Below are 25,296 nucleotides of genomic sequence, written 5' to 3' on the forward strand. Positions count from 1 at the left end.
GGGCAGTGGTGTAGGGCCGCAGCCGAACGCCCTTGCCGCCCGCCAGGATCACTGCGTACATGGGGAGTTCCTCCATCTGTCGTGTGATGAGCCGGGGTGGGGGGACGTGGGGATGCGTGGGGGGGTGGGGGTGGGGGCGCGGCGGTTCAGACGTTGTAGATGCCGGTCTTGTAGCGGGCCAGGTTGGCCGGGTCGCGGAAGAAGTCGACGGTGTGCGCCAGTCCCTGTTCCAGGCTGTGCGCGGGCTCCCAGCCGGTGGCGGCGGTGAGCCTGCTCGCGTCCGCGACGAGCCGCATCACCTCGGAGGCGGCCGGCCGCAGCCGTTCGGCGTCCTCGCGCACGTCGATCGGGGCGTCCATCACCTTGCCGATCAGCGCGACCAGGTCGCCGACCGAGATCTCGGTGCCGGTACCGGAGTTGAAGGTGCGGCCGACCACCTGTCCGGCGGGCGCGGTGCCCACCGCGAGGAAGGCCGCGGCGGTGTCCTTGACGTAGCTGAAGTCCCGGGTGGGGCGCAGGTCGCCGAGGGTGATGACGCGTTCCCCGGCCGCGACCTGGCCGATGACGGTGGGGATCACCGCGCGCATGGACTGGCGCGGCCCGAAGGTGTTGAAGGGGCGCAGGGTCACCACGGGGGTGCCGAAGCTCGCGTGGTAGCTGTCGGCGAGCCGGTCGCCGCCCGCCTTAGAAGCGGCGTACGGGGACTGCGTGTTGATCGGGTGGTCCTCGGTGATCGGGACGGTCTGCGCGGTGCCGTACGTCTCGCTCGTGGAGGTGTGCACGAGGCGGGGCGTGCCGAGCGCGCGGACCGCCTCCAGGACGTTGAGGGTGCCGGTGACGTTGGTGTCCACGTAGCTGTGCGGGGCCCGGTAGGAGTACGGGATCGCGATGAGGGCGGCCAGGTGGTAGGCGCAGTCGGCGCCGTCGAGCAGGCCGCGGACCGATCCGGGGTCGCGGACGTCGCCGAGGACGATCTCCACCTGGTCGAGGACGTCGGGGGCCAGGGTCTCCAGCCAGCCGTACGAGGAGAAGGAGTTGTACTGGGCCATGGCCCTGACCCGGTAGCCGCGGGCGACCAGGGACTCGGTGAGGTGGGAGCCGATGAAACCTTCGGCTCCGGTGACGGCTGCGAGCGGTGCGGAGGTCAAGCGACCTCTCCTTTCGGTGGGTGGTGCGGATACGTGCGGGTGTGGGTACGCGTCGGGTCGTCAGGCGTGGGGTGCGGGCCGGCCGAGGAGCCGCAGCGTGCACCCGATCAGGCACAGCGCGGCGCCGCCGCAGCAGAGCGGCAGGGCGGAGGGCCCCGGGGGCAGGCCGAGCAGGGTGACCGCGCCGGCGGTGCCCGCGGCGGCGAGGCAGATCAGGGCCGGGGCCCAGGCCATGCCGAAGGCCTGGAGCAGCAGGGCGCTCCACAGCGTGGCCGCGAGCAGGGGCAGGGTGGCGGGGCCGGCGCCGGTGAGCAGTCCGGCGGGGATCAGCGGGAGGGCGTAGGCGAGCAGGCAGAGGGCGAGTACACCGGCCGACCGCAGCCGGAAGGCGGCGGGGGTGGCGGACGCGCCGAGCGCGGCGGCGGAGAGGCCCCGGTAGCGGTAGAGCAGCCATTCGGCGGGCCCCATGCTCACGGTCAGCACGATCACGGCGTACGGTTCGCGGCGGCCCGCCAGCAGCACGAGCAGGGCGGCGGCCAGGCCGAACAGGCCGTACGGCAGGGAGCGCGGCAGCGGGGGTCCGGCGCCCTCGCCGGGCGCGGCCGGGGCGGCGTACTCGGTGCGCAGGGTCCGGCCGGCGGCGGCGACGGTGGCGGCCAGGGCGAGGAAGGTGAGTCCGGCGCGCACCGGCGGGCCGGGTTCCCACCAGGGCAGTACGGCGACGCCCGCGACGAGCGGACCGAGGGCGGCCAGCAGCAGCAGTTCCCGGCCCAGGACGAGCAGGACGCCGGCGGCCGCCAGGTAGAGCGACTGCGCGGCCGCCACCCAGGTGATCGGGGATCCGTGGGCGGGGATGGCGGCGGCCGCGGTGGCGAGCACGGCGCCGAGCGGGGCGCCGCGCAGCAGGGTGCGGGCGGCCTCGCGGCGGCCCACGACCATCCACAGGTAGGCGCGGTGGCCGAGGGCCTGGCCCCAGGCCCAGGAGAAGATCCCGGCGGCGACGAGCGCGGCGGCGTGCCGTCCGGGTTGCCACAGCGGTGCGGTGAGCAGGTAGGCGAGGGCGGGCAGGGCGAACAGGACGCCGCGCAGCAGGCAGCGCAGGTGGTCGGGCCGCCAGGGGTCGGCCGACCGGGGCGGTTCGGGGAAGACCCGGGGCACCCGTTCGTAGAGCGCGGCGGCGAGGGAGAAGATGTCGGGGTGGCCGTAGCGCTGCCGGATCGTGTCGGCGGACAGGCCGTCCGCTTCCAGCAGCGCGGCCACTTCGTACGGGTGGACGGCGGGTCCGACGCGGTCGGCCAGCTCGGCGGCCAGCTGGTTGACGGCCTCGCCGTAGCGCGCGGGGCCCGGGCCGGGCAGGGTCAGGGCGAGGGTGACGGCCTCGGCTCCCTGGCCCGGTTCGGGCAGGCGCAGACCGAGGGTGACGTGGTCGCCGCCGCCGCGGCGCGCGGTGGGCTGCTTGGGCAGGGCCAGCCGCAGCATCAGGGTGTCCTCCTGGCCGCCGGGCGGTTCGAGGTCCATGGGCCCGCTCATCCGGCGAGGCTCCCCGTGCTGGTGACCGCGTTGCTGTCGGCGTCATCGGGCGTCGGCCCGTCCGCCTTGGCCCAGGAGGGCACGGGGCGGCGCGGACGGTCGGCCACCGCGGCGGGCGCCTCGGGAGCGGGCACGGATGCGGCCGGAACGGGCGCGGAAGCCGCGGGCAGGGAAGTCCCCGGCGCCGAGGCCGCCGGCACCGGCGCTGCCGTGGCGGGAACCGCCGTCGCGCTGCGGGACTGGTCGGCGGCGGAGCGGGCGAGGGCGGGCAGTTCGAGGTAGATGGACCGGAAGGTGTCGATGGTCTGACGCAGCGTGAACTGTTCGATCACCCGCAGCCGGGCCTGCTCGCCCATCGCCGCGCGCCGCGGCGGATCGGCCAGCAGTTCCAGGGCGGCGGCGGCCATGGCGGCCGGGTCCCGCGGCGGCACCACCAGTCCCGCGTCGCCGACGGCTTCCCGTACGCCGCCCACGTCGGTGGAGACGGTCGCCCGTCCGCACGACATGGCCTCGATGAGCGTGAAGGGGAAGCCCTCGCTGATGCTGGAGAGCATCACGACGTTGCCCGCCGCGTAGGCGTCCTTGATGTCGTCGACCCGGCCCTCGAAGACGACGGCGTCGGCGTGCCCGAGCTCGCTGGCCAGTGCCTCGCACCGCTCCCGGTACGCCTCGCCGCCGCGCGGAGTGCCGCCGAACAGGCGCAGTCGCGCCTCGGGGACCTGGCGCCTGACCAGGTCGAAGGCACGTATCAGGGTCTCCAGGTCCTTGATCGGGTCGACCCGGCCGGCCCAGCTGAGCGTGGGCACCTCCGGCTCGGGCCCGGCCGGCGGGAACGCGGCGGGGTCGACGCCGTTGTAGACGGTGCGTATGGACTCCGGGTCGGCGCCGCCCTGTTCCTCCCACAGCCGGTTGTAGCGGTTGCCGGGGGTGATCAGGGCGGCCCTGCGGTAGCTCTCCTCGGCCAGCAGCCGGAAGAAGCCCAGGATGACGGCCTTCACCGGCCAGCGGTAGGGCGCGGTCCGGTAGCCGAGGAAGCGTTCGCGCAGGTAGACGCCGTGTTCGGTGAGCAGCAGCGGGACGTCGTGGCGTTCCAGTCCGGCCAGGCCGGGCAGGACGGCGACGCCGCCGCTGACCGCGTGTGCGACGCCGTCCTGCGGGGGTGGCGCGGCGAGCGGGCGCAGGGCGTGTTCCAGCAGGGAGGTGGCGGTGAGCGCGTCGCGCAGGGTGGGCCGGGCCTCGCGGACGGCCAGTCCCGGACGGTTCCACACCGCGGCGAGGATGGAGATCGCGCGGTTGCCGCGCAGGAAGGGGCTCAGTGCCCCGTCCCCGGCGGCTCGCGCCATCGTGTAGAGCGCCGGGGCGAATCCGGCCTCGGCATGCGGGTCGAGCAGGGCCGTGAGGAACCGCTCGTACGCGGCGGCCAGTCGGCGCTCGGCGCGCCCGCGGGGCCGCCGGCCCTCGGGCGGTGCGCCCCACATGGGGACCGACCGGACGCTGCGGACGTGTCCGGGCAGGTCCCAGGCCAGGGGTTCGCGGCCGGTGCCGGTGACCGCGATGACGTCGAAGTCGAGGTCGGGCATGCCCTGGACGAGCTGGTCGCACCAGACGCTGACGCCGCCGTGACTGTGCGGGTAGGTGCCTTCGGTGAGCAGGGTGACGCGCGTCGCGCCGGTGCGTCGCGCGCCGTGGTGAACGTGCATCGTGAGCTCCACGGCCGTGAATGTGGGGGTGGCCGCGGTCGGTGGACCTGGCCGTCCCGGCCGCGCAGGGGCGGCCGGGACCTCGTGTACGCCGGTCAGCAGCAGGTGACGGCGGTGTCGCGCCCGCGCAGGGCGTCGGGGACGTGGGTGCGCGGGCCGGGGAGGGTCGGCGGGGCCGGCCGGGAGGCGGTGCCCGGACCGGACTGCGCGCCGGTGGCGGCGGTGGCTGCCGCCGGAGTGCTCGTCGGCAGGGTGAAGGCGAGGGGCGCGCCGGCCGAGGCGGTCCAGCCGGAGACCCGGCCGGCGTACGGGCTGCCGAAGGCCGCGGTGCCCTGCCGGCTGCCGGCGAGGAGGGTCGCGGGGACGGTGAGGCCGTTCGGGGCCTGGACGGTGACGGTGTCGCCGATCCGGTACGCGGTGACCTGCCCGGTCCGGACGGCGTCCTTCCAGGCCGCGCGGCGCTGGAGTTCGGCGCCGATGTCGCTCATCCGCAGGTTCTCCACGGGCGTGTTGTCCGCGAAGAGGGCGTGGTAGCCGTCGAGGACCCCGTTCAGGACCGGGTAGGCGATGCGTTCCTCGGCGAGGTTGGACTGGTGGATGAAGTGCGGCTTCGGGTCGTTGGAGAGGACGTGGCCGAGCGCGGTGTGGATCTCCTGCGGCACGATGTGGGCGGCGTACCCGGTGGCCGTGTCGAGCGGTGCGGGCAGGCAGGTGGTGGTGTCGGCGTGGTCCTCGCAGATGCCGCTGCCGCCCTGGGACCGGGGCGTGTACACCCAGTTGTACTCGTCGACCTGCTCGGCGGCCTTGCCCGCGTTGTAGTAGACGTTCACCGGGTAGCGGGCGACCGTGGCGGCCGGGCCGACGCTTCGCTGCTCGGGGTCGCGGGAGTTGTCCGAGGCGAGCCACTTGATGCCGTTGTCGGCCAGGGCGAGCGCCAGGTTGGGGTTGTCCTGCGGCTGCTGCGGGAGCAGTTTCATGCCCGAGTGCTCGCCGGTGACGAGTTCGTCGTTGCGCAGCGGCAGTCCGGAGCTCTGGCCCCAGACGCGGTTGAGGGCGATCTCGTCGCTGATGGCGGTCCTGCCGACCCACTTGGTGGAGCCGCCCGGGTTGGTGGCGCACTTCCACGGCACCGCGCTGACGTCCTGCTCGCAGCCGAGGTAGGCGTGCGTGTAGGTGTGGTTGACCCAGCGGAAGCGGTCGCGCTGGGCCAGGAGGGTGTCGGCGAGCGCGTCGGCGCCGTTGTTGTCCTCGCGCTGGTCGAGGCTGCCGGCCCCGTTGTAGACCATGTCGAGGGTGAAGTTGCGCCCGTCCTGCCAGTCGGCGGCGTAGGCGGCGTCGGCGGCCGACATGCGGATCGGGTTCGGGGTGCCGGCGCCGTTCGCGCAGTCCACGTCGCCGGGGGTGCAGTTGAGGGTGCTGTCCCAGCGGTCGTCGGCGGCGAAGACGTCGTCGACGTGTACGGCGAAGTAGTTGCGGGACGCGCCCAGGTGGACCCCGCCGGTCATCCATTCGACGATGCCGCGGGCCAGCAGCCGGAACTGCTGCTGGTACTGGTTGTAGACGAAGGTGACGACGAGTTCGCGCCGTCCGTCGTGCCGGTACTCGCCGACCAGCGAGCCCCGTCTCGGCGTGCCGGGTATGGGTGCGTCGACGTACGTGGTGAAGTCGGCGCCGGGCGCCGGCTGGGCGAGGTACGCGTAGCTCTCGCCGACGGTGGGCGAGGTGTCCTCGAAGGGGACGGCGCCGTCGAGGTAGCCGAACGGGCCGCCGAGACCGGCCGGGGTGACCCCGGCCGAGACGCCGTCGAGGCTGCCCGCGTAGCCGCCGGAGGCGAAGTACTGGAGGCCGACCTGGGGCCGGGAGTAGGTGTACGCGTCGACCTGCGGGATGCCGTAGGCGCGCTCGTAGGCGGTCAGGGCCGCCATCTCGGCCGAGCCGGCCGGGAAGGGGTTGTCGTTGGGCAGGACGACGGCCTGGTACTTGGCGCGCGGCCGGCCGTCGACGGTGTCGGCGAGGAAGCCGGCGTCGATGGTGGGCCGCCCCCCGCGGGTGAGGTCGATCGCGGTGTACGGGGTTCCGGCCGAGTCCAGTTCGGCCGCGATGGCGGCGGTGGCCGGCCCGCCGTCGGTCACGACCAGCACCTTCAGGTCGGTGCGGGGCGCGGGGTTGTCGGCGTGTGCCGTCCCGGCGGGTAAGCCGAGCGCGGCGATGAGCGCGCCCGCCGTGAGCACGGCGGTGCGAATGGTGCGCTTCATGCGGTGAAGTCCCCTCCCAGGCAGGGGTGAGCACGGCTCGCACGGAGCGGACGCACCCCCTTGCGCGACGCCGGCGCCCCCTCAGAAGCCAGTCGTCGACGCATCCGTCGGGTCACATGGTGATGGCTGTGTGTAGCGTTTGTGATGGTCTCGCGAAAACCGGCGGAAAAGAGCAGGCGCACAATGGGGGCGCACAGCGGGGGTGACGGAGGGGCCGGAGCGGGCTCGGGGCGGTCGACGCGTAGGGGCCCGGACGCGCGCGGGGTGTTGCGCGCTGGTCCGGGCCCCGAGTGGTGCGTCCCGGCGGACCGGATCGGTCCGCCGGCCGGGCTCCACTGGTCGAGACCATGTGGACGCCCAACCTCCGGTGATTTCAAGCCACCGCCCTCGACGCGGTGGCCGGACGGTTCGTCAGGCGGCGGGCGTCAGGCGAGGGGCGTCAGGCGCAGAGCACGCGGGTCTCGGGCGTGTACACCGGACCACCGGTGGCGTTGCTGCTGTCGCTGAACTCCGCGTAGTAGTAGCTGTAGAAGCCGATGTTGCCGTTGCAGCCGGAGTCGGCGGCGACCTGGAGGGTCAGCGTGACGGTGCGGCTCTGGCCGGGCGGGATGGTGGCGCCGTAGTTCCCGCCGAGGTTGGCCGGACCGGTGCCGGCGCAGGAGGTGCTGCCGGAGGCGGTGGCGAGGGAACAGCCGGTGAAGCCGTACTTGAGGTCCGGGCGCTGGTTGGTCAGCCAGGTGGGGTCGATCGTCTGGTAGACGAACCAGATGTCGTAGCTCTTGTTGTTGGTGAGCGTCATCGACAGCTGCACCGTGCCACCGGGGGTGGTGGTGGCGCTGCTCGTGCTGAACGTCAGCGCGGCGGGCGCCGGGTCGGCGCTCGCGGCGGGAGCGAGGCCGAACACGGCGAGGACGAGGGCGAGGACGGCGGCGAGGCCCAGGCGGCCGGTCAGAGGTGATCTCATGGGGCCGGAGGCTAGGCAGAACACGCGTACGCCGTCTGCCCCGTCGGGCACGGCCGGCGCGCGGATCGGCCGGAAGTGTTTGTCCTGCGAAGGCCCTGTGGGGAACACGTGAAGGAAGATCACACACCGTATACGGGCAGCACACGGGCCGTGTCGCAAGAGTGTGGCCGGAGCGCCGCGGCCGGCGTCGCGGGATCCGCCCCTTTGGCTCGCACCTGACGTACGGGCGCGCGCGTCACCCGCTCGCCGGCATCGCGGGGCCCTGGCATTCCCGGCCAACCCGCCGCCTTTCAGCCCGTGGAGACGTGGGAGGCCGGGAGGCGCAGAAGATGCCCGGCCGAGTCGCTCGCCGTCCTCGGTGAGGCTCACGGACACCGGGCGCTCGTCATGGCTACTTTGAAGCCGTGCCGCCGGTCAGCCGGCGGCGAGAGACCCGCCGCAACGACCCGGGAGAACTCCGTGAGCGACACCTCCACCCCCCGCCCCGAACTCGAACCCGCGGCCGCCCGGTTCGCCGAGGCGACCGCGAACCCGCCCTACCTCTTCGACCTCGGGCCGGTCGAAGGCCGCAAGGCCATCGACGAGGTGCAGTCCGGCGAGGTCGCCGCACCCGCCGTCCACGAGGAGTGGATCACCGTTGCCGGCGGACCCACCGGGTCGGTCAGGGCCCGCATCGTCCGCCCGGCCGACGCCATCGGCCGGCTGCCCGTCATCGTCTACGTCCACGGCGCCGGCTGGGTGTTCGGCAACGCCCACACGCACGACCGCCTGGTGCGCGAACTCGCCGCCGGCGCGAACGCGGCGGTCGTCTTCCCCGAGTACGACCTCTCCCCCGAAGCCCGCTACCCGGTCGCCATCGAGCAGAGCTACGCGGTCGCGCGCTGGGTCACCACGGACGGCGCCGACCACGGGCTCGACGGCTCGCGCATCGCGGTGGCGGGCGACTCGGTCGGCGGCAACATGAGCGCCGCGCTCACCCTCATGGCCAAGGAGCGCGGCGACGTCCGCTTCGTCCAGCAGGTGCTCTTCTACCCGGTCACCGACGCCGCGTTCGACACCGGCTCGTACCACCAGTTCGCCGAGGGCTACTACCTGCGCCGCGACGCCATGCAGTGGTTCTGGGACCAGTACACGACCGACGCCGGCCGGCGGGCCGAGATCACCGCCTCCCCACTGCGCGCCACCACCGAACAGCTGAAGGACCTCCCCCCGGCCCTGGTCATCACGGCGGAAGCCGACGTCCTGCGGGACGAGGGCGAGGCGTACGCGAACAAGCTGCGCGCCGCCGGCGTCCCGGTGACGGCCGTCCGCTACCAGGGCGTCATCCACGACTTCGTGATGCTCAACGCGCTGCGCGGGACCCACGCCGCCGAAGCCGCCATCCAGCAGGCCGTCCACACGCTCCGCACCGCGCTGCACAACTGACCGGACCTCGCGGCGGCTGGATGGAGCGCTCTCATACACGCAGGATGTGACTGCCGGCCCGGGCGTAGCGCTGCGCCTCGGCCAGCGGCAGGTCGCTGTCGGTGACGATCGCCTCGAACTCCCGGAAATCCGCGAACCGGCAGAAACTCACCGCGCCGAACTTCGTGTGGACGCCGCTGAACACCTTGCGCCGCGCCGCCTTCATCGCCTGCGCCTTGATCTCGCCCACCGCCGGATCCGGCGTCGTCAGGCCGTGCTCCCGGGAGATCCCGTTCGCGCCCACGTACGCCACGTCGATGACGAATCCGGACAGCATCCGTGACACCCACGGGCCCACCGTCGCCTGCGAGCACCCCCGGACCTGACCGCCCAGCATCAACACCGTCACGTTGTCCCGCGCGCTCATCGACTGCGCGGTCGCCAACGACGCGGTCAGCACCGTCAACGGCCGGTCCCGGGGCAGCGCCTCCGCGATCAGCTGCGGGGTGAACCCCTCGTCGATGAACACCGTCTCCGCCGGCCCCAACAGCCCCGCCGCGGCCGCCGCGATCCGTCTCTTCTGCGGAACGTGGCGGTTCGTGCGCGTCGCCAGCGTCGTCTCGTACTCCCGGCTCTCCACCGGGTAGGCGCCGCCGTGGGTTCGCCGCAGCAACCCGTAGGACTCCAGCAGCCGCAGGTCCCGGCGTATCGTCTCCGACGACACCGCGAGCTGCGTGGCCAGTCCCGCCACCTCGACCGACCCCTTGGTGCGTGCCTGCGAGAGTATGACGCGCTGCCGTTCGTCGACTTCCATGACCCCTCCTGCGTCGTGCCCGGTTACCGTTCGATCTGAACGCAGGAGGGGCCGCAAGACCAGGGGTTGCGTCCATTCATCACCGCCAGGTGCCGAGGTCTCCGTCGATCGTGGCTACGGCGGCCGCGAAGTCGGCGTCCGATCCGGCGCAGACGGCTGCCGCCGCCCGGGAGCCGAAGGTCAGCATGTCCCGGGCCTGCTGACACGTGATGTCGGACGGCCCGATGACCCCGAGGGCTCCGACCGCCTGGAGCCAGGCCAGCATCGCGGCCATGAAGGCGTCTCCCGCGCCGATCGTGTTGACCACCTCGACGCGGACGGCCCGCACCTCCGCCTCGCCGCCGGACGGCAGGAACGCCGTGCTCCCCCCGGCCCCGCGGGTGAGGACCACCAGCGGTCCGGAATCGGCGAGGACACGGCACACCGCCGCCGGGTCCCTGCCGGGCCACAGCCCGACCGCGTCCTCGTCGCTGATCTTGATCAGATCGGCCCGGCCGCACAGCTGCCGCAGGCGCTCGACGGTCCGGCGGTCGTCGAGCGCCCGGTGCCGGCGCACATTGGGGTCCACGGCCAGGACCGTGCCGGACGACTCCCGGACGGCGTCGGCGACCGCGTCCGCGGCGGGTTCCACCACCGCCGCGAGGCCGCCCACGTACACGGCGTCGAAGCGGTCCAGCCCGCCGAGGGGAGGCGGGGGCTGGAAGGTCGCGGTCCGGTCCGTGTGGAAGACGTAGTCCGCGCCGTGGCGGCCGTCGCCCGCCAGCGCGAGGGCCGTGGGCAGGGGCGAGCGGCCGCACAGGGACAGGTCGACCCCGGCGCCGAGGAGCCTCTCCTCGGCGGCCGCGGCGAAGGCGTCCCCGCCGAGCGTGCCGGCGAAGCTCACCGGAACCCCGATGCGTGCCAGGCACACCGCGACGTTGGCCGGTGCTCCGCCGGGCACGGCCGCGTACGTTGCGGACCGCCCGCTCACGGGCACGAGGTCCGTCAGTGCCTCGCCCGTCACCAGGACCGAGCCGGCGACGGCCGTCACGGCCGCACCACGATCTTGCGGCCCGCGCCGGCCGCGAACCGCTCCAGGGCGGCCGGATACTGCTCCAGCGGCAGTCTGTCGCTGATGAAGACATCGGCGTCGATGACCCCCGCGGCGAAGAGCGCGGCGGCACGCTCGTAGCTGTGCAGGACCGCCATGGACCCGGTGATGGTGATCTCCTGGCGGTAGACGCGGTACGGCTCGATCACCGCCCGGGCCGCGTGGTCGGAGACTCCGAACTGCAGGAAGGTGCCGCCCTTGGCGACCCGTCCGAGACCGTCCTGGATGGCCGCCGCGTTTCCGGTGGCGTCGATCACCACGTCCCAGCCGAGCGGACGGTCCAGTTCCGCGCCGTCGGCCGCGGTGCGTGAGCAGCCCAGCCGCCGTGCGGTGGCGAGTCGTTCGGGATTGACGTCCAGGACGTCCACGCTCGCGGCGCCGGTGCGCTTCGCCAGCTCCAGCATCATCAGCCCCATGGTGCCCGAGCCGTAGATCAGGACTTCGGCGCCCAGCGTGCCCTTGAGGACGTCGTAGCCGCGTACCGCGCAGGAGAGGGGTTCGATCAGCGCCGCGTCGCGTACGTCCACGTGCTCGGGCAGGCGCACGCAGTTCGCCACGGGCGCCGCCGCGTACTCGGCGGCGCCGCCCGCGACGGTCACCCCGAGGGCCGCGAAACGGTCGCACAGGTTGGCGCGGCCGATCCGGCAGTAGCGGCACTCGTGACAGGGCAGCGAGGGGTCCACGGCCACCCGGTCGCCGACCGCGACCTCCGAGACGTCCGCCCCCAGGGCCACCACCGTGCCGGCGAACTCGTGGCCCGGCACGAGGGGCAGGGAGGGCGCGTGCTCGCCCCGCAGGATGTGGAGGTCGGTGCCGCACAGCCCGCAGGCGGCGACCTCCACCACGACGTCGCGCGGGCCGGGGGTGGGATCGGGCACGGTGGTGACCGACACCTTCCCCGGTGCTTCGATGACCGCAGCCTTCACTTCACAGCTCCCAGCGACAGGCCCTGGACGAGCTTGTCCTGGGCGGCGAATCCGGCGGCGAGCACCGGCAGGGACACGACGACGGAGGCCGCGCACAGCTGGGCCAGGAACAGCCCCTGGCTGGTCACGAACCCGGTGAGGTGGACGGGCGCCGTCCCCGCCACGACACCCGTCAGCACCCGGGCGAACAGCAGCTCGTTCCAGCTGAAGATGAAGCAGATCAGCGAGGTCGCCGCGATGCCCGGGCCCGCGATGGGGGCGACCACCCGCAGCAGGATCGTCGGCAGCTTCGCGCCGTCCATCTGCGCGGCCTCGATGATGGAGACCGGGACGTCGGCCAGGAAGGACTGCATCATCCACACGGCGATCGGCAGGTTCATGGAGGTGTACAGGATGACGAGGAGCCAGATGTTGTCCAGCAGGCCCGTGTTCTTGGCGAAGAGGTAGACCGGCAGCAGTCCCGCCACCACCGGCAGCATCTTGGTGGACAGGAAGAAGAACATCACGTCGGTCCACTTCCTGACCGGCCTGATGGACAGCGCGTAGGCCGCCGGCAGTGCCAGGAGCAGCACGAGCAGCGTGGAGACCACGCTGGCGGTGACCGAGTTGGCGAGTGCGGCCCAGGGGGTCGCTCCGCCGGCGGCGCCGAAGAACGTCCGGTACGCGTCGAGGGTGAGCGGCGCCCACAGCGAGGGCGGGTTGGTCGCCGCGTCGCTCTCGGAGTGGAACGAGGTGAGGACCATCCAGACGGCGGGCAGGGCGAAGGCGATCCCGACGAGCCAGGCGACGGCGCCCAGCGCGGCGCCGCGGCGTCGGGCCCTGCGGGCGGCCGGCGGCAAGGCCGCCTTCGGCAGGGTACGGGGCTTCGTGCGGACGGCGGTCGTCGTCATGCGCGGCTCACCTCCTGGGTGAACAGGGAGGAGACGACGCGCAGGGCGAACGTCGCGATGACCATCGTGCCGATCACGACCAGCACACCGGCCGCCGAGGCCAGCCCGTACTCGTGGGCCTGGTAGAAGGTCTGGTAGATCGTGTAGGGGAGGTTCGCGGTGCCCAGGCCGCCCGAGGTGATCGTGAACACCGCGTCGAAGTTCTGCACCACGTAGACGGAGCCCAGGAGCACGCCGAGTTCGATGTAGCGGCGCAGGTGGGGCAGGGTCAGGAAGCGGAACGTCTGCCAGGGGCCGGCCCCGTCGAGGCGGGCGGCCTCGATCGTCTCCGCCGGGCGGCTCTGCAGTCCGGCGAGCAGGATCAGCATCATGAAGGGCGTCCACTGCCAGATCAGCGAGACCTCCACGGCCGCCAGCGGCATGTCGGAAATCCAGTCCGGCTGGGGCGCCGCCTCGACACCGAGGACCTTCGCCGCCCAGGACAGCATCCCGTTGAGCAGGCCGTACTCGGGGTTGTAGAGGGCGTGCTTCCACAGCAGCGCGGCGGACACCGGCACCAGCAGGAAGGGGGTGATGTAGAGGGTGCGGACGAGCCCCCGGCCCCGGAACGTACGGTCCAGCAGCAGCGCCAGGACGAGCCCCAGTACGACGGATACGACGACCACCGTCGCGGTCAGCAGGACGGTCGTCACGACGGACTCGCGCAGGGCGGCGTCCGTGGCCACGGTCGTGAAGTTGGAGAGGCCGGTGAACCGCCGGGCTTCCGGGTCCAGTGAGTTCCACTGGAAGAGGGAGATCACCAGGGTGGCGACGAACGGCAGCTGGGTGACGCCGATCATGAAGATCAGCGCGGGCAGCAGCGGCGCGCGCCTCGCCCAGACACGGGGTCCGGCGGCCCGGCCCCGGGCTCCCCGGCCACGGGGGCGGAGGGCGGGCGCCGTCCGGGTTTCGGCGGACACGGTCACTTCTGCTTCGCCCCCACCTTCTCCGCCAGCGCCTGCGAGGTGGCGAGCGCCTCGTCGACGGTGCCCCGGCCGGCGATGGCGGCGCTGATCTCCTGGGACACCTTGGTGCCGAGGTCGGTGAACTCGGGGATGCCGACGAACTGGATGCCCGCCGTGGGGCGCGGCTGGGTGCCGGGGTTCCGCGGGTTCGCGCCCGCGATGGCGTCCATGGTCACCTTCGAGAACGCGCCCGCGATCTTGTTGTACTCGGGGTTCGCGTACGTGGAGGCGCGCTTCCCGGCGGGCACGCTCGACCAGCCGATCTCCTCGCCCACCAGCTCCTCGTACTTCTGGCTGGACGCCCAGGAGATGAACTTCCAGGCGTTGTCCGGGTTCTTCGAGGCCTTCTGGACGCCCCAGGCCCAGGTGTAGAGCCAACCGGAGCTCTCGGTCTTCTCGACCGGCGCCGGCGCGTAGCCGATCTTGCCCTTGACGGGGGAACCGGCCGCTTCGAGCGAGCCTGCGGCGGCCGTCGCGTCGTACCACATCGCCGTCTTGCCCTGGGTGAGGTTGTTGAGGCACTCGGCGTAGCCGGACTGGGCGGCGCCAGCCTCGCCGTGCCGTCGGACCAGGTCGACGTAGAAGTTCGTCGCCCTCTTGAACTCGGGCGAATCGAGCCGCGCCTTCCAGTCCTTGTCGAACCACGTGCCGCCCATGGTGTTGACCACGGTCGTCAGCGGCGCGATCACCTCGCCCCAGCCGGGCAGGCCGCGCAGGCAGATGCCCTTCATGTCCTTCCGCGCGCCGTCCGCCCTGGCCGCGAGGTCGGCCACCTGCTGCCAGGTGGGCTTCTCGGGCATCGTGAGACCGTGCTCGGCGAAGACGTCCTTGCGGTACATCAGGAACGACGACTCGCCGTAGAACGGCTCCGCGTACAGCTTCCCGTCGGCGGCGGTGAGGGACTGCCTGAGCGGCGGCAGGATGTCGTCCTGCTGGAACGCCGTGTCCTTGGCGGCGTAGTCGTCGAGGGCGTGGAGCCAGCCGTTCTTGGCGTAGAAGGGCACTTCGAAGTTGCTGATGGTCGCCACGTCGTACTGGCCGGCCTGGTTGGAGAAGTCCTGGCTGATCTTGTCGCGTACGTCGTTCTCGGGCAGCACCGTGAAGTTGACCTTGATGCCGGTCTCCTTGGTGAAGTGCTCGGCGGTGAGCTTCTGCAGGTCGACCATCTGCGGGTTGTTCACCATCACGACGTTGACGGACGTGCCGTTCCCCGCCGGGGAGCCACCGCCGGCTCCGCCGCACGCGGCGAGCATCAGCGACACGGTTCCGGCGGCGGCGATGCCCCCGCAGAACCGCTTCGGTGCACCCCTGTTGGCCATACGAGTCTCCTGACTGTCGGAACGGTCGGAACGGCCTGTATCGCCTGGATATCTCCGTTCACGGATCCGCCATTCGGAGTGACAGACACGTTTCTACAGCGGCGGGCGGGAAGTGGCGAGGGCGTCCGGTGGTGGGGCGATGCCCGCTTGATGACCGTTTCCGATACGGTTTTCGCAGCTCAGCGGGCATGCAGGGGCGATCGGCGGCGGTCCCGGTGACCGTTTGGGGGTCCCGGGGCGCCCGAAGTGGTGCCCGCTCGGCGATCCGTTCGAGAGGGCGGGCACCGCATGCGCCGAATCGGTGGTGCCGCGCCCCGGTTGCCTCCCGTCCGGTCACCCGGGGGCGGCCCTGACCCTCAGCGTCGGCCCGGGCGGACCCCGCCGTCGTCCACCCGGCGTGCCCGTGCGATCGCCGCGGCGAACGACATCACGGACGCGGCGGTGATCCGGGCCACCTCGACCTCGGACGGGCTCAGGTCGAGCGCCTGGGCGGTGCGGACCACGCTCCACCCCATCGCGAGGAGCCGGTGCACCACCGCCGGCCGCTCGGTGTGAGGGACGCGTACCTTGGCGCCCGCGATCACCTGGGTGACCGTGGGCGTGACGTCCTGGCGCATTCGCCTGATCTGCACGTGCAGGCTCCGGCGCTCGGCCGGTGTGGTGCCGCCCCAGATCCCCTCGGACTCGTCCATGCCCATGGACAGGCATTCCTCCCGGACCCGGCACCGGCCGCAGAACCCCTTCGCCGCGCGGACTTGGCCGTCCCTCAGAGCGGACCCGTGGACGGGAAAGAAGAGCCGGGCCTCGGCACTGTTGCAGGCGGGTTCCCGTAGCCCGTCCGTCAGGCCGCCCTGCCGCTGGGTACGTGTCATCACGCTTCCTTTCTCCATCGGGTCCGTGGTGAGCCGCGTCGCCGCGGTGACGGCACCTCTCCGACGAGATCAGTCATTCGAGGAACAGCGGTGCCGAAAGACCCCTCAACGAACAAACGTGATGCCGCGCCCCTGGGTTCACCGGTCGGCCGAGGTCCAGGACGGACTACTGTGCGGCGGCCACCGGGAGGGTCACCTCGAAGCGGCAGCCGTGGTCCACGTTGCGTACGCCGGCCCGCCCGGAGTGCGCCTCCACGATGCCGCGCACGATGGCCAGGCCCAGGCCCGCTCCGCTGAGCCGCGCGCCCTGCGGCTGGACTCCGCGCCACCCGGTGTCGAAGACCCGCGGCAGGTCCTCCTCCGGAATGCCGCCGCAGCCGTCGGACACGGCGACCACGACCGTTCCGTCGTCGCCGGGCTCGGCCATGATCGCGACGGTGCCGTCGGCGGGGGTCCGGTGCACGGCGTTCGTCAGCAGGTTCACGAAGACGCGCGTCATCTCCCGGCCGTCGACCTCGACCGGCAGCCGGGTGACCTCGTCCCCGACGAGGCGGACGCCCCGCTCCCGGGCGAGGGGGTCCACGCCCGCGAGGGCGTCGCCGATCAAGTCGTACACGGACATGCGGCTGCGCGTCAGCGCGAGGGCTCCGGCGTGGATGCGGGAGAGTTCGAAGAGGTCGCCGACCATGCTGTTGAGGCGGTCCGCCTCCGTGCGGATCTGGCGGTAGTACCGCTCGGGGTCGCTCGCCACCCCGTCCTCCAGCGCCTCGGCCATGGCGCGTACGCCGGCCAGCGGGCTGCGCAGGTCGTGGGAGATCCAGGCGACGAGTTCCCGGCGTGAGGTCTCCAGCATCCGCTCGCGCTCACGGGATTCGGCCAGTTTGGCGCTGGTGGCGGCGAGTTCCCGGGCCAGGGCCTCCATCTCCGCCGTACCGGAGCCCTCCGGCGCGGCGAACGAGCCGCCTTCGCCGAAGGACCGCGCGGCCCGGGTCAGCTCGTTGCTGCGGGCGACGACCCACCTCCCCAGGACGTGCGCCGTCCCCATGGAGACCAGCGCGGCCATCGCCACGACGAAGGTGACCACCGTCAGGTCGTGCTCGGAGAGGAACATGGCCCAGGCCACGGCGAGCGTCCCGGCCAGCATCGCCGTGACGGCGACCCCGGCGACGACGGTCAGCGAGACGACCACGGAGAGGTGCCGCACCATACGGAGGATCACGGCGCCGAGGACGCCGGCGCCCGCCGCGCCGGCGAAGGCGTACAGGGCGATGAGCAGGATGTCGTTCATCGTGCGTTCAGCTTTCTTCACCGGTGGGCTGGAAGCGGTATCCGACGCCCCAGACGGTCTGGATCAGGCGGGGCACCGCGGGGTCTTCCTCGATCTTGCTGCGGAGCCGTCTGGCGTGGACGGTCACGGTCGACATGTCGCCGAACTCCCAGCCCCAGACGTCACGCAGGAGCATCTCGCGGCTGATGGCCGTGCCCGGGTTGCGCATGAAATGGACGAGCAGGTCGAACTCCCGCAGGGTGAGCGGCAGTTCGTCGCCCCCCTTGGTCACCCGTCGGGCCACCGGATCCACCACCAGGTCGGCGGCCCGCAGCAGCGGGCCCGCAGCGCGGTCGGCCGAGGCCGCGGACCGGCGCAGTACGGACTCCACGCGCAGGGTGAGTTCGCGGGCGCTGAACGGCTTGGTGACGTAGTCGTCGGCGCCGACCTCGAGGCCGAGGATCCGGTCCTCCTCGTCGCCGCGCGCGGTCAGCATGATCACGTGGGGCGAGGGACGGCTCCGGCGCAGGGTGCGGCAGACCTCGATCCCGTCCATGCCGGGCAGCATCAGGTCGAGGACGACGAGGTCGGGGTGGTTCCGCGCGGCGCTCTCCAGCGCCTGGAGTCCGTCGGCGGCGTTGTCCACCTGGAATCCGGCGTTGACGAGGTAGCCGGTCACGACTTCCGACACGGTGGGGTCGTCATCGACGACGAGGATGCGGCGCGGGGGGACAGTTTGCATACGGGCAGCCTCACATGTCCGCAGGCGCCCCCGCCACGCGGGTCCGCGGGGGCCTCGCGCCTGCCGGGGATCGCCCGGGTCCGGCGGCCGTCGAGGGCCGGACCCGGGCACAAGTGCTAGCGGCCGCGCTCGATCTCGAAGTGGTCGATGCGCTGGCCCGTCTCGGCGAGGGCGCTGACCTTCAGCTTCGGGTGGCGCCCCGTCTCGACCTCCACCGCGAGGAACGAGTAGTTGGTGTACCGGACCCGGGACCACTCGACGGTCTCGGTCGCCTTCGTGCCGCCCTTGGCCCAGTGGTAGGTGTCCACGCTGTCGCGGTCCGCGACGTGGCCCTCGTACGAGTCGGGGACCGGGAAGCTGTACAGCGAGCGGCCCGCCGCGCCGGCCGTGACGTACACGATTCCGTCCCGGGTCGGGTCGGTGCGCTCGCCGATCGGGACCTTGCGGCCGACCTTGTTGCCCTTGATGGCGTCGGTGCGCTCGTACACGTGGTTGTGGCCGTTGATGACCAGGTCCACCGTGTGCTTCTCGAACAGCGGCACCCACGCGTCGCGGACGCCGCCCTCGGAGGCGTGCGAGCTGGTGGTGGAGAACGCGCAGTGGTGGAAGAAGACCACGATGAAGTCGACGTCGCGGTTGTGGCGGAGCTCGCCGAGGCGCCGGTCCAGCCAGGCGGTCTGCTTGCCGCCGCTGATGCCGAAGTTGGCGGGGATCTCGTACGAGATGTCGTTCGCGTCGAGCGCGATGACGCCGACGTTGCCGTGCACGAAGGAGTAGACGCCGGGCTGGTTGACCGGGTCCGGGCCGTTGTCGGGCAGGGACCAGCGGGCGTTCTGGCCGCCGTAGCCCTGCGGCGAGTACCAGGCCTCCATGTCGTGGTTGCCGGTCGTCACCATCCACGGCACGGACTTGGCCACCGACTCGGTCTGCGCCAGGAACTGGTCCCAGGCGCGGGCGTCGTAGGTGTCGCCCGAGGTGCCCGAGCCCGAGGAGTCGGCGTAGCAGATGTCGCCCGCGTGCAGGTGGAAGGCCGGGTTCTGGGCCATCAGCACCGCGTCGTTGGCCAGGGCGTGGTAGCTCACGCCCTGGTCGCCGAAGGCGGTGAAGGTGAAGTTCTCGGCGCGCGAGGGCGCGGTGGTGAAAGTGCCGAGCGTGCCCAGGTTGCGGTGGTCGGCCGGGTCGAAGCCGTCGTGGCCGACACCGTAGTAGTACGTCTGCCCGGGCTTCAGCCGGTCCAGGCCCACGTGCAGGTAGAACTGCTCGGCGGCCGCGATCTTGCCGCCGTTCAGGACGGGGGTGCTCAGGTGGCGCACCTCGGCGTCGATCTTCCGGCTCAGCGCCCAGGGGCTGGTGCCGATGCGCAGGTACGGCTTCCTGACCGCGAAGGGCACCTGCCAGGAGACCCGCATCTGGGTCTTGGGGTCGGCGCCGTACTGCAGGTGGCGGCCGAACGGTGCGGTCAGCGAGCCGTCGACGCCGCGGCGCTCGGAGGAGACCGGTACGGCCGGAGCCGCCGCGTAGGCGGGCGAGGCGGCGCCCGCGCCGAGGCCGACGCCGGCCACGGCCGCGGTCACCGCGCCCGCGCGCAGGGCGCCGCGCCGGGTGAACTTGGCGCGCAGGTAGTCGTGCTGCTCGGCCATGCTCATGCGGGAGGCGAGCTTCTGGGGGATACCGAAATCGGGAAGGTCCATGACGCGCAACATCCTCTCGTCGGGCGACGCGAATCCCACTACCGGGTGAACGAGGGGGATACGGAGCCCCATGTGACGTCCAGAAATCTTCGCGAACCGGGCCGCCGATCGGGGCGGGGACAGGCCGAAGAGGATCGCGCACAGCCCCCGCTCGGCCGCACTGCGGACGTTTCCGGCCAGATCCGCAGTTCTCCGCACGGCACGGGGCACGCTCAGTAGCGTGGTTGGCGCTAACGGTCCGGCGCCGGGCACGACATGGGCACCGGACACAGACGTACGGAGCGAGGGAGCGGGCGCCGATGGCGAATGTGGAAGTGTCCCTGAAGGAGATCATGACCTCGATCGAGGGCGCGCTGGGAGCGGCTCTCGTCGACTACACCAGCGGGATGGCGCTGGGGACCCTCGGCGGCGGCAAGGACCTCGACCTGATGGTCGCCGCCGCGGGCAACACCGATGTGATCCGGGCGAAGGTCCGCACCATGGAGATGCTGGGGCTGCAGGACGGGATCGAGGACCTGCTGATCACGCTCGGCACCCAGTACCACCTCATCCGGCTGCTCGGAGGCAACGGCATGAACAACCTGTTCCTGTACCTCGTACTGGACAAGCACCACTCGAACCTGGCCATGGCGCGCCATCAGCTGAAGCGCGTCGAGGCGGCCCTGGAGCTCTAACGCCGTCTTCCGGGCCCTCGCATGCCCAGGAGTTGAAGAATTCTTCAACTGGCCATATCGGAAAGTGGTCAAACTCGGGCAGGCGTGGGCCCTGCGGGCGCGATGATGGGCAGGACAGCTGTCCGAGGACCGGAACTCCGGTGCGGGAGAGCACCGTTGAGGGCGATGGCGGGAGCATGCGTGGGAATGCAGGTACCCCTGTACCAGGCGAAGGCCGAGTTCTTCCGCATGCTCGGGCATCCCGTCCGCATCCGGGTACTGGAGCTGTTGCAGAGCGGTCCCCGGCCCGTGCGCGAACTCCTCGCCGAGATCGACGTCGAGCCGTCGAACCTCTCCCAACAGCTCGCGGTGCTGCGGCGGTCCGGCATCGTCGTCTCCGTCCGTGAAGGGGCGACGGTGAGCTACGCGCTCGCCGGCGGCGACGTCGCCGACCTGCTGAGGGCGGCCCGCCGCATCCTCACGGAACTGCTGGCCGGCCAGAGCGAACTCCTCGCCGAGCTGCGGCAGGGCGAGCCCGGGGCGGTCCGTACCGGCGCGGAAACCGGAACGGGCGCGAGCGCCACTCCGTGACGGCGGCCGGAACGCCGCCCACTCGCTTCCGGAGAAGGACTCGAACCACCCGCGCGACCGCCTGAGGCACGCTCAGGAACCCGGCGAGGAACCGGGGGTGGTCAGCGCTGAGGGACGACGACGCGCGAGGTCGGCGCGAGTCGGACTCCAATCGCGCGCGAGGGCGCCTGGTTACCTTCGGAACAGCGATGGCACGACCAGCACACTCAGGGGGGAACGTGAACCAGACGCCCACCACCTGCCGCGGCGCGGAGTCCCCTGAGTCCGGCGCGCCCGCACCGCGCGCCACCGTCCTTGTCTCCCGCGAGCCCGTACCGGCCCTCCGCATGCCGGACGCCGAGGCCGAGTTCACCGCTCGCCCGCTCGACTTCGCGCACCGCGCCGAGCGTGCCGAGCCACCCGGCACCGTACGTGCCCCCTCCACGACGACCTGTCGGCCACCGCGGTGACGCATCCCCGCCTCAGCCCAGCGCCCTCCCCACCGTCCCGGCGCGCCACCCGAACACTTCCCGTCCACCACCCGAGTACGAGCCGGAATTCCCTGCTGCCGCAGGGAGAGATGAGAGCGAAATGAATCCCGAGCGCACCCTGGTGCTCGTCGGTGCGACCGACGAGACCGTGCGGAAGGCCCACGACCTGGGGCTGAGCGTGCTGTTGCTGCAACACCCCACCAAGGTGAGCGAGGAGCAGAACCGGCTCGCGGCGGCCGTCGAGGTCGTGGACTTCACTGACTGGTCGCTGGTCGAGCCCCTGGTGCGCGCCTGGCACGAGAGCCCCGGTTTCGCCGCGGCCACCTCCCTGACGGAGCCGGGCCTCGAGAACGCGGGCCGGATCAACGACCTGTACGGGCTCGGCGGGACCGGTTACGAGGTCACCGCCCGGATCCGCGACAAGGCCGCCATGCGGCGGTACGTCGCCGAGCACGACCCCGAGCACGCCGTCGGCGCGCAGCCGCTGCGGACCCGCGAGGACCTGGACTCCTTCGGGGCCTCGTACGGCTTCCCCTTCATCGTCAAGCCCGTCGACGCCACCGCGAGCATCGGCGTCCAGCGGGTCGAGGGGCCGCAGGACGTCGACCGGATCTGGGACGAGGTCGCCCGGCTCTCCGGCACCCGCACCGACCGCGTGTCCTCCCTGTTCGTCCTGAAGGACTTCCTCATGGAGGAGTTCCTGGACGGGCCCGAGTTCAGCGTCGAGTCCTTCAGCTACGCGGGCCGCCACGTGATCGTCACGATCACGGAGAAGTTCACCTCCGACGGCCACTTCGCCGAGCTGGGCCACGCGGTTCCGGCCCGCCTGTCCGAGGCCGACGAGGACGCGGCGCGCGCGGCGGTAAGCGGCTTCCTCGACGTGATGGGGCTGCGCGACGGCGTGTGCCACACCGAGATACGCCTGACCCCCAAGGGCCCGCGCGTGATCGAGGGCCACAACCGGATCGGCGGCGACGCCATCCCCGAGCTGGTGCGGAGCGCGTTCGGCGTCGACCTGAACACGCTCGCGATCGCCCACCCCTTCGGTCTCGCCGAGGAGCTGCCCGACCGTCCGCTGCCCCGCGGCGGCGCCTGCGTGCGCACCCTGGTCGGCGCGCCCGGCACCCGGGTGGAGTCCGTCGCCGGGGTCGAGGAGGCGCGCGCCGCCGAAGGCGTGATCGACGTACGCGTCAGCGCCCGGCCCGGCGACGACGTACGGGCGCTCAAGGACAACTGGGACCGGCTCGGTCTGATCGCCGTCGCCGCCGAGGACGCCACGGCCGCGATACGCCGCGGGGCCGAGGTGATCCGCGAGCACATCCGGATCACCCTCGCCCACCCCGACGGAACGACCGTCCTCGCGGAGCCGGCCGAGGTCGAGCCGCGCGCGAACCTGCTGATCCTGCACCGCAATCCGCTGGGGCCGTTCCCGTACCGGTCCTGGCTGCCGGAGCACACCGGCGACATCTTCGTGCTCGCCGACCGCGGCAAGATCGAGCTCGCCGGCGAGAAGGTGCCGGACGGCCCCCTCGACTTCACCGGCCTGGAGGTCTTCGACGACTTCGACGCGGACGAGGTCGACGCCCGCGCCGCCGAACTCATCGCCGCGCACGGCATCACGGGCGTGACCGCGCTGCACGAGGCGGACATGCTGCGGGCCGCGCAGCTGCGCGAGCGGTTCGGGCTGGCGGGCGCGTGGTACGACGACGTGCTGCCGTTCCGCGACAAGGCGCTGATGAAGGAACGCGCGGACGAGGCGGGCATCGAGATCGCGGCCTGGACCTTGGCGCGGACCGCCGACGAGGCCCGACGGTTCGTGGCCGAGCAGGACTTCCCGGTCGTGTTCAAGCACCGCAACGGCTTCAACTCGATCGGCCTGCTCATCCTGGAGGACGAGGCCGCCTTCGAGGAGTGCCTCACGGAGGTGTACGGCGCCGGCGAGCGGGACGACGTACTGCTGGAAGACTTCGTTCCGGGCCGCATGTGCCATGTCGACGGTCTGGTGGTCGACGGACGGGTGGCGCTGGCCTGGCCCTCGCAGTACCAGTACGACCTGGCCTCCTTCGGCTCCGACGCGGGCCCGCGCATCGACCTCACCCTCGACCCGGACGACCCGCTGACGCCGCGTCTGCTCGGCCTCGCCGACGAGGTCCTCGCCGCGCTGACCCCCGAGGGTGCCCGGCTGCGCGACTACGCCTTCCACATGGAGGTCTTCCACACCCCGGACGACCGGCTGGTGCTGTGCGAGAGCGCCTGCCGTCCCGGCGGTGCCAAGATCCGCGAGGTCTTCGACGCGCTGTTCGGCGTGCACCTCGGCGAGTACGCCGTACGCGTCGACGCCGGCCACGGCCTCCCCGACGGCGTGCGCAAGCGCGACGGTTCGTCGGCGCTGCCCGCGCCCCGGTGCATGGCGGGGCAGGCGCTCATGATGAAGCAGCCGGGGCTGGTGCGCGCGCTGCCGCCGCTGCCCGACGAGCCGTGGCTCGCGGGGTTCTGGCTGTACGCGGAGGTGGGCCAGGTCATCGCACCGGCCTCGGGATCCTCCGATTTCCTGGCCGCCGCGGTGGGTACGGCGCCGACCCGCGCGGAGTGCGAACGACGGCTCCGGGCGCTCGGTGAGTGGGTCCGGGAACACAGCCAGATCGGGGACGCGCCATGACGAAGGTCCGCCTGTCGGCGAAGACGCGCTACATGCTGGGCATGGTGGTCGACGCCACCGGTGCCGGCATGTACCTGCCGCTGTCGCTGCTGTACTTCCATCACGTGACCGGGCTTCCGCTCACCCAGGTCGGCACCCTGATGACCGCCGCCGCCGTGATCGGGCTGATCAGCAATCCGGCGGCGGGCGTCCTCATCGACCGGTTCGGGGCCCGGGCCGTCGTCACGGGCGGGTACCTGCTGCGGGCCGCGGGGTTCTGCACGTACCCGCTGGTGGACAACGGCGTCAGCATGTTCGCCGTGATCCTCCTGGTCGCGCTCGGCGACACCTCGTACCCGCCCGCGATCCAGTCGTTCATCGCGGAGTTCGTCAAGGGCACGGAACGGGACAAGCTGCTCGCCGCGCAGCGCAGTCTGCGCAACGCCGGTCTGGGTGTGGGCGGTCTGCTCGCGGGTGCCGTCCTCGCCCTCGGCAGCGACGCGTTCTACTACGTGATCGTGTTGTGCGCCGCCGCCGGTTACGTGCTGGCCGCCGTGTGCTTCGGCTCCATTCCGATTCCGAAGGCGGCCACGCCGGCCCCGCGGGTCTCCCGCAAGGGCGGCTACCGGCTCGTGGCCCGCAACCGGCCGTTCCTGGCCCTGACGCTGCTCAACGTGCCGACGGCGTTCGGTTACACGGTGCTCGCGGTCGGCATCCCCGCGTACGTGACCCAGGACCTGGGCGCGTCCACCTCGCTGGTGGGCGTCCTGTACGCGGTCAACACGGTCGGGATCGCGCTGCTGCAGATCCCGGTCACGCGGGGGCTCGTCGCCTTCCGCCGCTCGCGCGCGGTGGCACTGGGTGCGGCGGTGTTCGCGTCGTCGTTCGTGGTGTTCGCGGCTCTGGCGGCGGTCGGCGACAAGTCGGTCATCCTCGTCGGGGTGTTCGTCGCGACGGCGCTGTTCACGGCGGGCGAGCTGATGCACGGCGCCACGGCGTCGGCCCTGTGCGCGCAGGCCGCGCCCGAGGAGACGCGGGGCCGGCACCTCGCGGTCTACCAGCTCTCCTGGGCGGTGCCCAGCGCGCTGGCGCCCGCCGTCCTCACGGCGCTGCTCACCTTCTCGCCGACGGCGATGTGGCTGATCCTCGCGGCGGGCGCGACGGTCTCGGCCCTGGGCGTCCTGCGCCTGGAGCCGAGGCTGCCGGAGGAAGCGGTCTACCCGCGTCCGCGGCCGACGCCCGTCGCAGCCGCGGAGCCGGCCCGGACCTGAGCCCCTCGCCACTCCTCCTCGAAGCCCCCTTCCGGATCCGCGGCAACGCGGTTCGGG

At 72.2% G+C, this 25,296-nt stretch carries 21 protein-coding genes; 6 read left to right on the plus strand and 15 right to left on the minus strand.

The annotated features are described in order from the left end of the window. Positions 1–146: 146 nt before the first annotated feature. The 5 genes from ACFV0Q_RS11765 to ACFV0Q_RS11785 all read right to left on the minus strand — a co-directional run bounded on the left by ACFV0Q_RS11765 (position 147) and on the right by ACFV0Q_RS11785 (position 7,597). Positions 147–1,148 carry a GDP-mannose 4,6-dehydratase gene (locus ACFV0Q_RS11765; protein WP_385004033.1) on the minus strand — a complete coding sequence of 334 codons (1,002 nt, stop codon included), beginning with the start codon at positions 1,146–1,148 and terminating at the stop codon, positions 147–149. Positions 1,149–1,208: 60 nt separating this feature from the next. Next, the gene (locus tag ACFV0Q_RS11770; RefSeq protein WP_385004035.1) at positions 1,209–2,678 is read right to left on the minus strand and encodes a hypothetical protein; all 1,470 of its coding nucleotides are present in this window, start codon (positions 2,676–2,678) and stop codon (positions 1,209–1,211) included. Beyond that, positions 2,675–4,378, minus strand: a complete 1,704-nt coding sequence (gene pelF, locus ACFV0Q_RS11775; RefSeq protein WP_385004037.1) for a GT4 family glycosyltransferase PelF — start codon at positions 4,376–4,378, stop codon at positions 2,675–2,677. Before pelF ends, ACFV0Q_RS11770 begins: the two co-directional genes overlap by 4 nt. 95 nt (positions 4,379–4,473) lie before the next feature. Beyond that, entirely contained in the window at positions 4,474–6,633 is a 2,160-nt protein-coding gene (locus tag ACFV0Q_RS11780) for a hypothetical protein (RefSeq protein WP_385004039.1), read from the minus strand. Between the two features lie 439 nt (positions 6,634–7,072). Next, entirely contained in the window at positions 7,073–7,597 is a 525-nt protein-coding gene (locus ACFV0Q_RS11785) for a hypothetical protein (RefSeq protein ID WP_385004041.1), read from the minus strand. 459 nt (positions 7,598–8,056) lie between these two features. On the opposite strand from ACFV0Q_RS11785, the gene ACFV0Q_RS11790 reads away from it, so the two are divergent. Next, on the plus strand, positions 8,057–9,022 hold the full coding sequence (locus ACFV0Q_RS11790) for an alpha/beta hydrolase (RefSeq protein ID WP_385004043.1): 966 nt from the start codon (positions 8,057–8,059) through the stop codon (positions 9,020–9,022). Between the two features lie 31 nt (positions 9,023–9,053). On the opposite strand, the gene ACFV0Q_RS11795 is transcribed toward ACFV0Q_RS11790, so the two are convergent. The 10 genes from ACFV0Q_RS11795 to ACFV0Q_RS11840 form a co-directional block, all read right to left on the minus strand. After that, positions 9,054–9,815, minus strand: a complete 762-nt coding sequence (locus ACFV0Q_RS11795; protein ID WP_385004045.1) for a DeoR/GlpR family DNA-binding transcription regulator — start codon at positions 9,813–9,815, stop codon at positions 9,054–9,056. A 79-nt stretch (positions 9,816–9,894) separates the two neighbouring features. Further along, positions 9,895–10,845: a PfkB family carbohydrate kinase gene (locus tag ACFV0Q_RS11800; protein ID WP_385004047.1), complete on the minus strand. Its 951-nt coding sequence runs from the start codon at positions 10,843–10,845 to the stop codon at positions 9,895–9,897. Next, entirely contained in the window at positions 10,842–11,831 is a 990-nt protein-coding gene (locus ACFV0Q_RS11805; RefSeq protein ID WP_385004049.1) for a zinc-dependent alcohol dehydrogenase family protein, read from the minus strand. The genes ACFV0Q_RS11800 and ACFV0Q_RS11805 overlap by 4 nt, the downstream gene beginning before the upstream one ends. Beyond that, complete coding sequence (locus tag ACFV0Q_RS11810) at positions 11,828–12,721, minus strand: carbohydrate ABC transporter permease (RefSeq protein ID WP_385004051.1); 894 nt, start codon at positions 12,719–12,721, stop codon at positions 11,828–11,830. The genes ACFV0Q_RS11805 and ACFV0Q_RS11810 overlap by 4 nt, the downstream gene beginning before the upstream one ends. Continuing rightward, positions 12,718–13,686: a carbohydrate ABC transporter permease gene (locus ACFV0Q_RS11815; protein ID WP_385004053.1), complete on the minus strand. Its 969-nt coding sequence runs from the start codon at positions 13,684–13,686 to the stop codon at positions 12,718–12,720. The genes ACFV0Q_RS11810 and ACFV0Q_RS11815 overlap by 4 nt, the downstream gene beginning before the upstream one ends. Then, the gene (locus ACFV0Q_RS11820) at positions 13,683–14,978 is read right to left on the minus strand and encodes an ABC transporter substrate-binding protein (protein ID WP_385004098.1); all 1,296 of its coding nucleotides are present in this window, start codon (positions 14,976–14,978) and stop codon (positions 13,683–13,685) included. Before ACFV0Q_RS11820 ends, ACFV0Q_RS11815 begins: the two co-directional genes overlap by 4 nt. A 422-nt stretch (positions 14,979–15,400) precedes the next feature. Then, on the minus strand, positions 15,401–15,916 hold the full coding sequence (locus tag ACFV0Q_RS11825) for a WhiB family transcriptional regulator (RefSeq protein WP_385004055.1): 516 nt from the start codon (positions 15,914–15,916) through the stop codon (positions 15,401–15,403). A gap of 166 nt (positions 15,917–16,082) precedes the next feature. Continuing rightward, complete coding sequence (locus ACFV0Q_RS11830) at positions 16,083–17,204, minus strand: sensor histidine kinase (RefSeq protein ID WP_385004057.1); 1,122 nt, start codon at positions 17,202–17,204, stop codon at positions 16,083–16,085. Positions 17,205–17,211: 7 nt separating this feature from the next. After that, a complete protein-coding gene (locus ACFV0Q_RS11835) occupies positions 17,212–17,925 on the minus strand; it encodes a response regulator (RefSeq protein WP_385004059.1) in 714 nt (237 codons plus the stop codon). Positions 17,926–18,041: 116 nt separating this feature from the next. Then, entirely contained in the window at positions 18,042–19,616 is a 1,575-nt protein-coding gene (locus ACFV0Q_RS11840; protein ID WP_385004061.1) for a purple acid phosphatase family protein, read from the minus strand. Between the two features lie 299 nt (positions 19,617–19,915). Between ACFV0Q_RS11840 and ACFV0Q_RS11845 the strand changes: the two genes are divergently transcribed. The 5 genes from ACFV0Q_RS11845 (at position 19,916) to ACFV0Q_RS11865 (ending at position 25,239) form a co-directional block, all read left to right on the plus strand. Then, on the plus strand, positions 19,916–20,290 hold the full coding sequence (locus ACFV0Q_RS11845; RefSeq protein WP_385004063.1) for a hypothetical protein: 375 nt from the start codon (positions 19,916–19,918) through the stop codon (positions 20,288–20,290). Between the two features lie 186 nt (positions 20,291–20,476). Further along, positions 20,477–20,860, plus strand: a complete 384-nt coding sequence (locus ACFV0Q_RS11850) for an ArsR/SmtB family transcription factor (RefSeq protein WP_385004065.1) — start codon at positions 20,477–20,479, stop codon at positions 20,858–20,860. Between the two features lie 218 nt (positions 20,861–21,078). Beyond that, a complete protein-coding gene (locus tag ACFV0Q_RS11855) occupies positions 21,079–21,309 on the plus strand; it encodes a hypothetical protein (RefSeq protein WP_385004067.1) in 231 nt (76 codons plus the stop codon). Between the two features lie 121 nt (positions 21,310–21,430). Then, entirely contained in the window at positions 21,431–23,989 is a 2,559-nt protein-coding gene (locus tag ACFV0Q_RS11860) for an ATP-grasp domain-containing protein (protein ID WP_385004069.1), read from the plus strand. Further along, positions 23,986–25,239, plus strand: a complete 1,254-nt coding sequence (locus tag ACFV0Q_RS11865; RefSeq protein ID WP_385004071.1) for an MFS transporter — start codon at positions 23,986–23,988, stop codon at positions 25,237–25,239. Before ACFV0Q_RS11860 ends, ACFV0Q_RS11865 begins: the two co-directional genes overlap by 4 nt. Positions 25,240–25,296: the final 57 nt, after the last annotated feature.

Source organism: Streptomyces sp. NPDC059564 (assembly GCF_042735575.1).
Taxonomy (GTDB): domain Bacteria; phylum Actinomycetota; class Actinomycetes; order Streptomycetales; family Streptomycetaceae; genus Streptomyces.

Excerpts from the sequence above, each read along its gene's own strand:
- ACFV0Q_RS11865 (WP_385004071.1), top strand. The coding sequence starts at position 23,986 with ATGACGAAGGTCCGCCTGTCGGCGAAGACGCGCTACATGCTGGGCATG.
- ACFV0Q_RS11770 (WP_385004035.1), bottom strand. The coding sequence starts at position 2,678 with ATGAGCGGGCCCATGGACCTCGAACCGCCCGGCGGCCAGGAGGACACC.
- ACFV0Q_RS11785 (WP_385004041.1), bottom strand. The coding sequence starts at position 7,597 with ATGAGATCACCTCTGACCGGCCGCCTGGGCCTCGCCGCCGTCCTCGCC.
- ACFV0Q_RS11810 (WP_385004051.1), bottom strand. The coding sequence starts at position 12,721 with ATGACGACGACCGCCGTCCGCACGAAGCCCCGTACCCTGCCGAAGGCG.
- ACFV0Q_RS11780 (WP_385004039.1), bottom strand. The coding sequence starts at position 6,633 with ATGAAGCGCACCATTCGCACCGCCGTGCTCACGGCGGGCGCGCTCATC.
- ACFV0Q_RS11830 (WP_385004057.1), bottom strand. The coding sequence starts at position 17,204 with ATGAACGACATCCTGCTCATCGCCCTGTACGCCTTCGCCGGCGCGGCG.
- ACFV0Q_RS11840 (WP_385004061.1), bottom strand. The coding sequence starts at position 19,616 with ATGGACCTTCCCGATTTCGGTATCCCCCAGAAGCTCGCCTCCCGCATG.
- pelF (WP_385004037.1), bottom strand. The coding sequence starts at position 4,378 with ATGCACGTTCACCACGGCGCGCGACGCACCGGCGCGACGCGCGTCACC.
- ACFV0Q_RS11795 (WP_385004045.1), bottom strand. The coding sequence starts at position 9,815 with ATGGAAGTCGACGAACGGCAGCGCGTCATACTCTCGCAGGCACGCACC.
- ACFV0Q_RS11860 (WP_385004069.1), top strand. The coding sequence starts at position 21,431 with ATGAATCCCGAGCGCACCCTGGTGCTCGTCGGTGCGACCGACGAGACC.
- ACFV0Q_RS11835 (WP_385004059.1), bottom strand. The coding sequence starts at position 17,925 with ATGCAAACTGTCCCCCCGCGCCGCATCCTCGTCGTCGATGACGACCCC.
- ACFV0Q_RS11825 (WP_385004055.1), bottom strand. The coding sequence starts at position 15,916 with ATGACACGTACCCAGCGGCAGGGCGGCCTGACGGACGGGCTACGGGAA.
- ACFV0Q_RS11850 (WP_385004065.1), top strand. The coding sequence starts at position 20,477 with ATGCAGGTACCCCTGTACCAGGCGAAGGCCGAGTTCTTCCGCATGCTC.
- ACFV0Q_RS11845 (WP_385004063.1), top strand. The coding sequence starts at position 19,916 with ATGGCGAATGTGGAAGTGTCCCTGAAGGAGATCATGACCTCGATCGAG.
- ACFV0Q_RS11820 (WP_385004098.1), bottom strand. The coding sequence starts at position 14,978 with ATGCTCGCCGCGTGCGGCGGAGCCGGCGGTGGCTCCCCGGCGGGGAAC.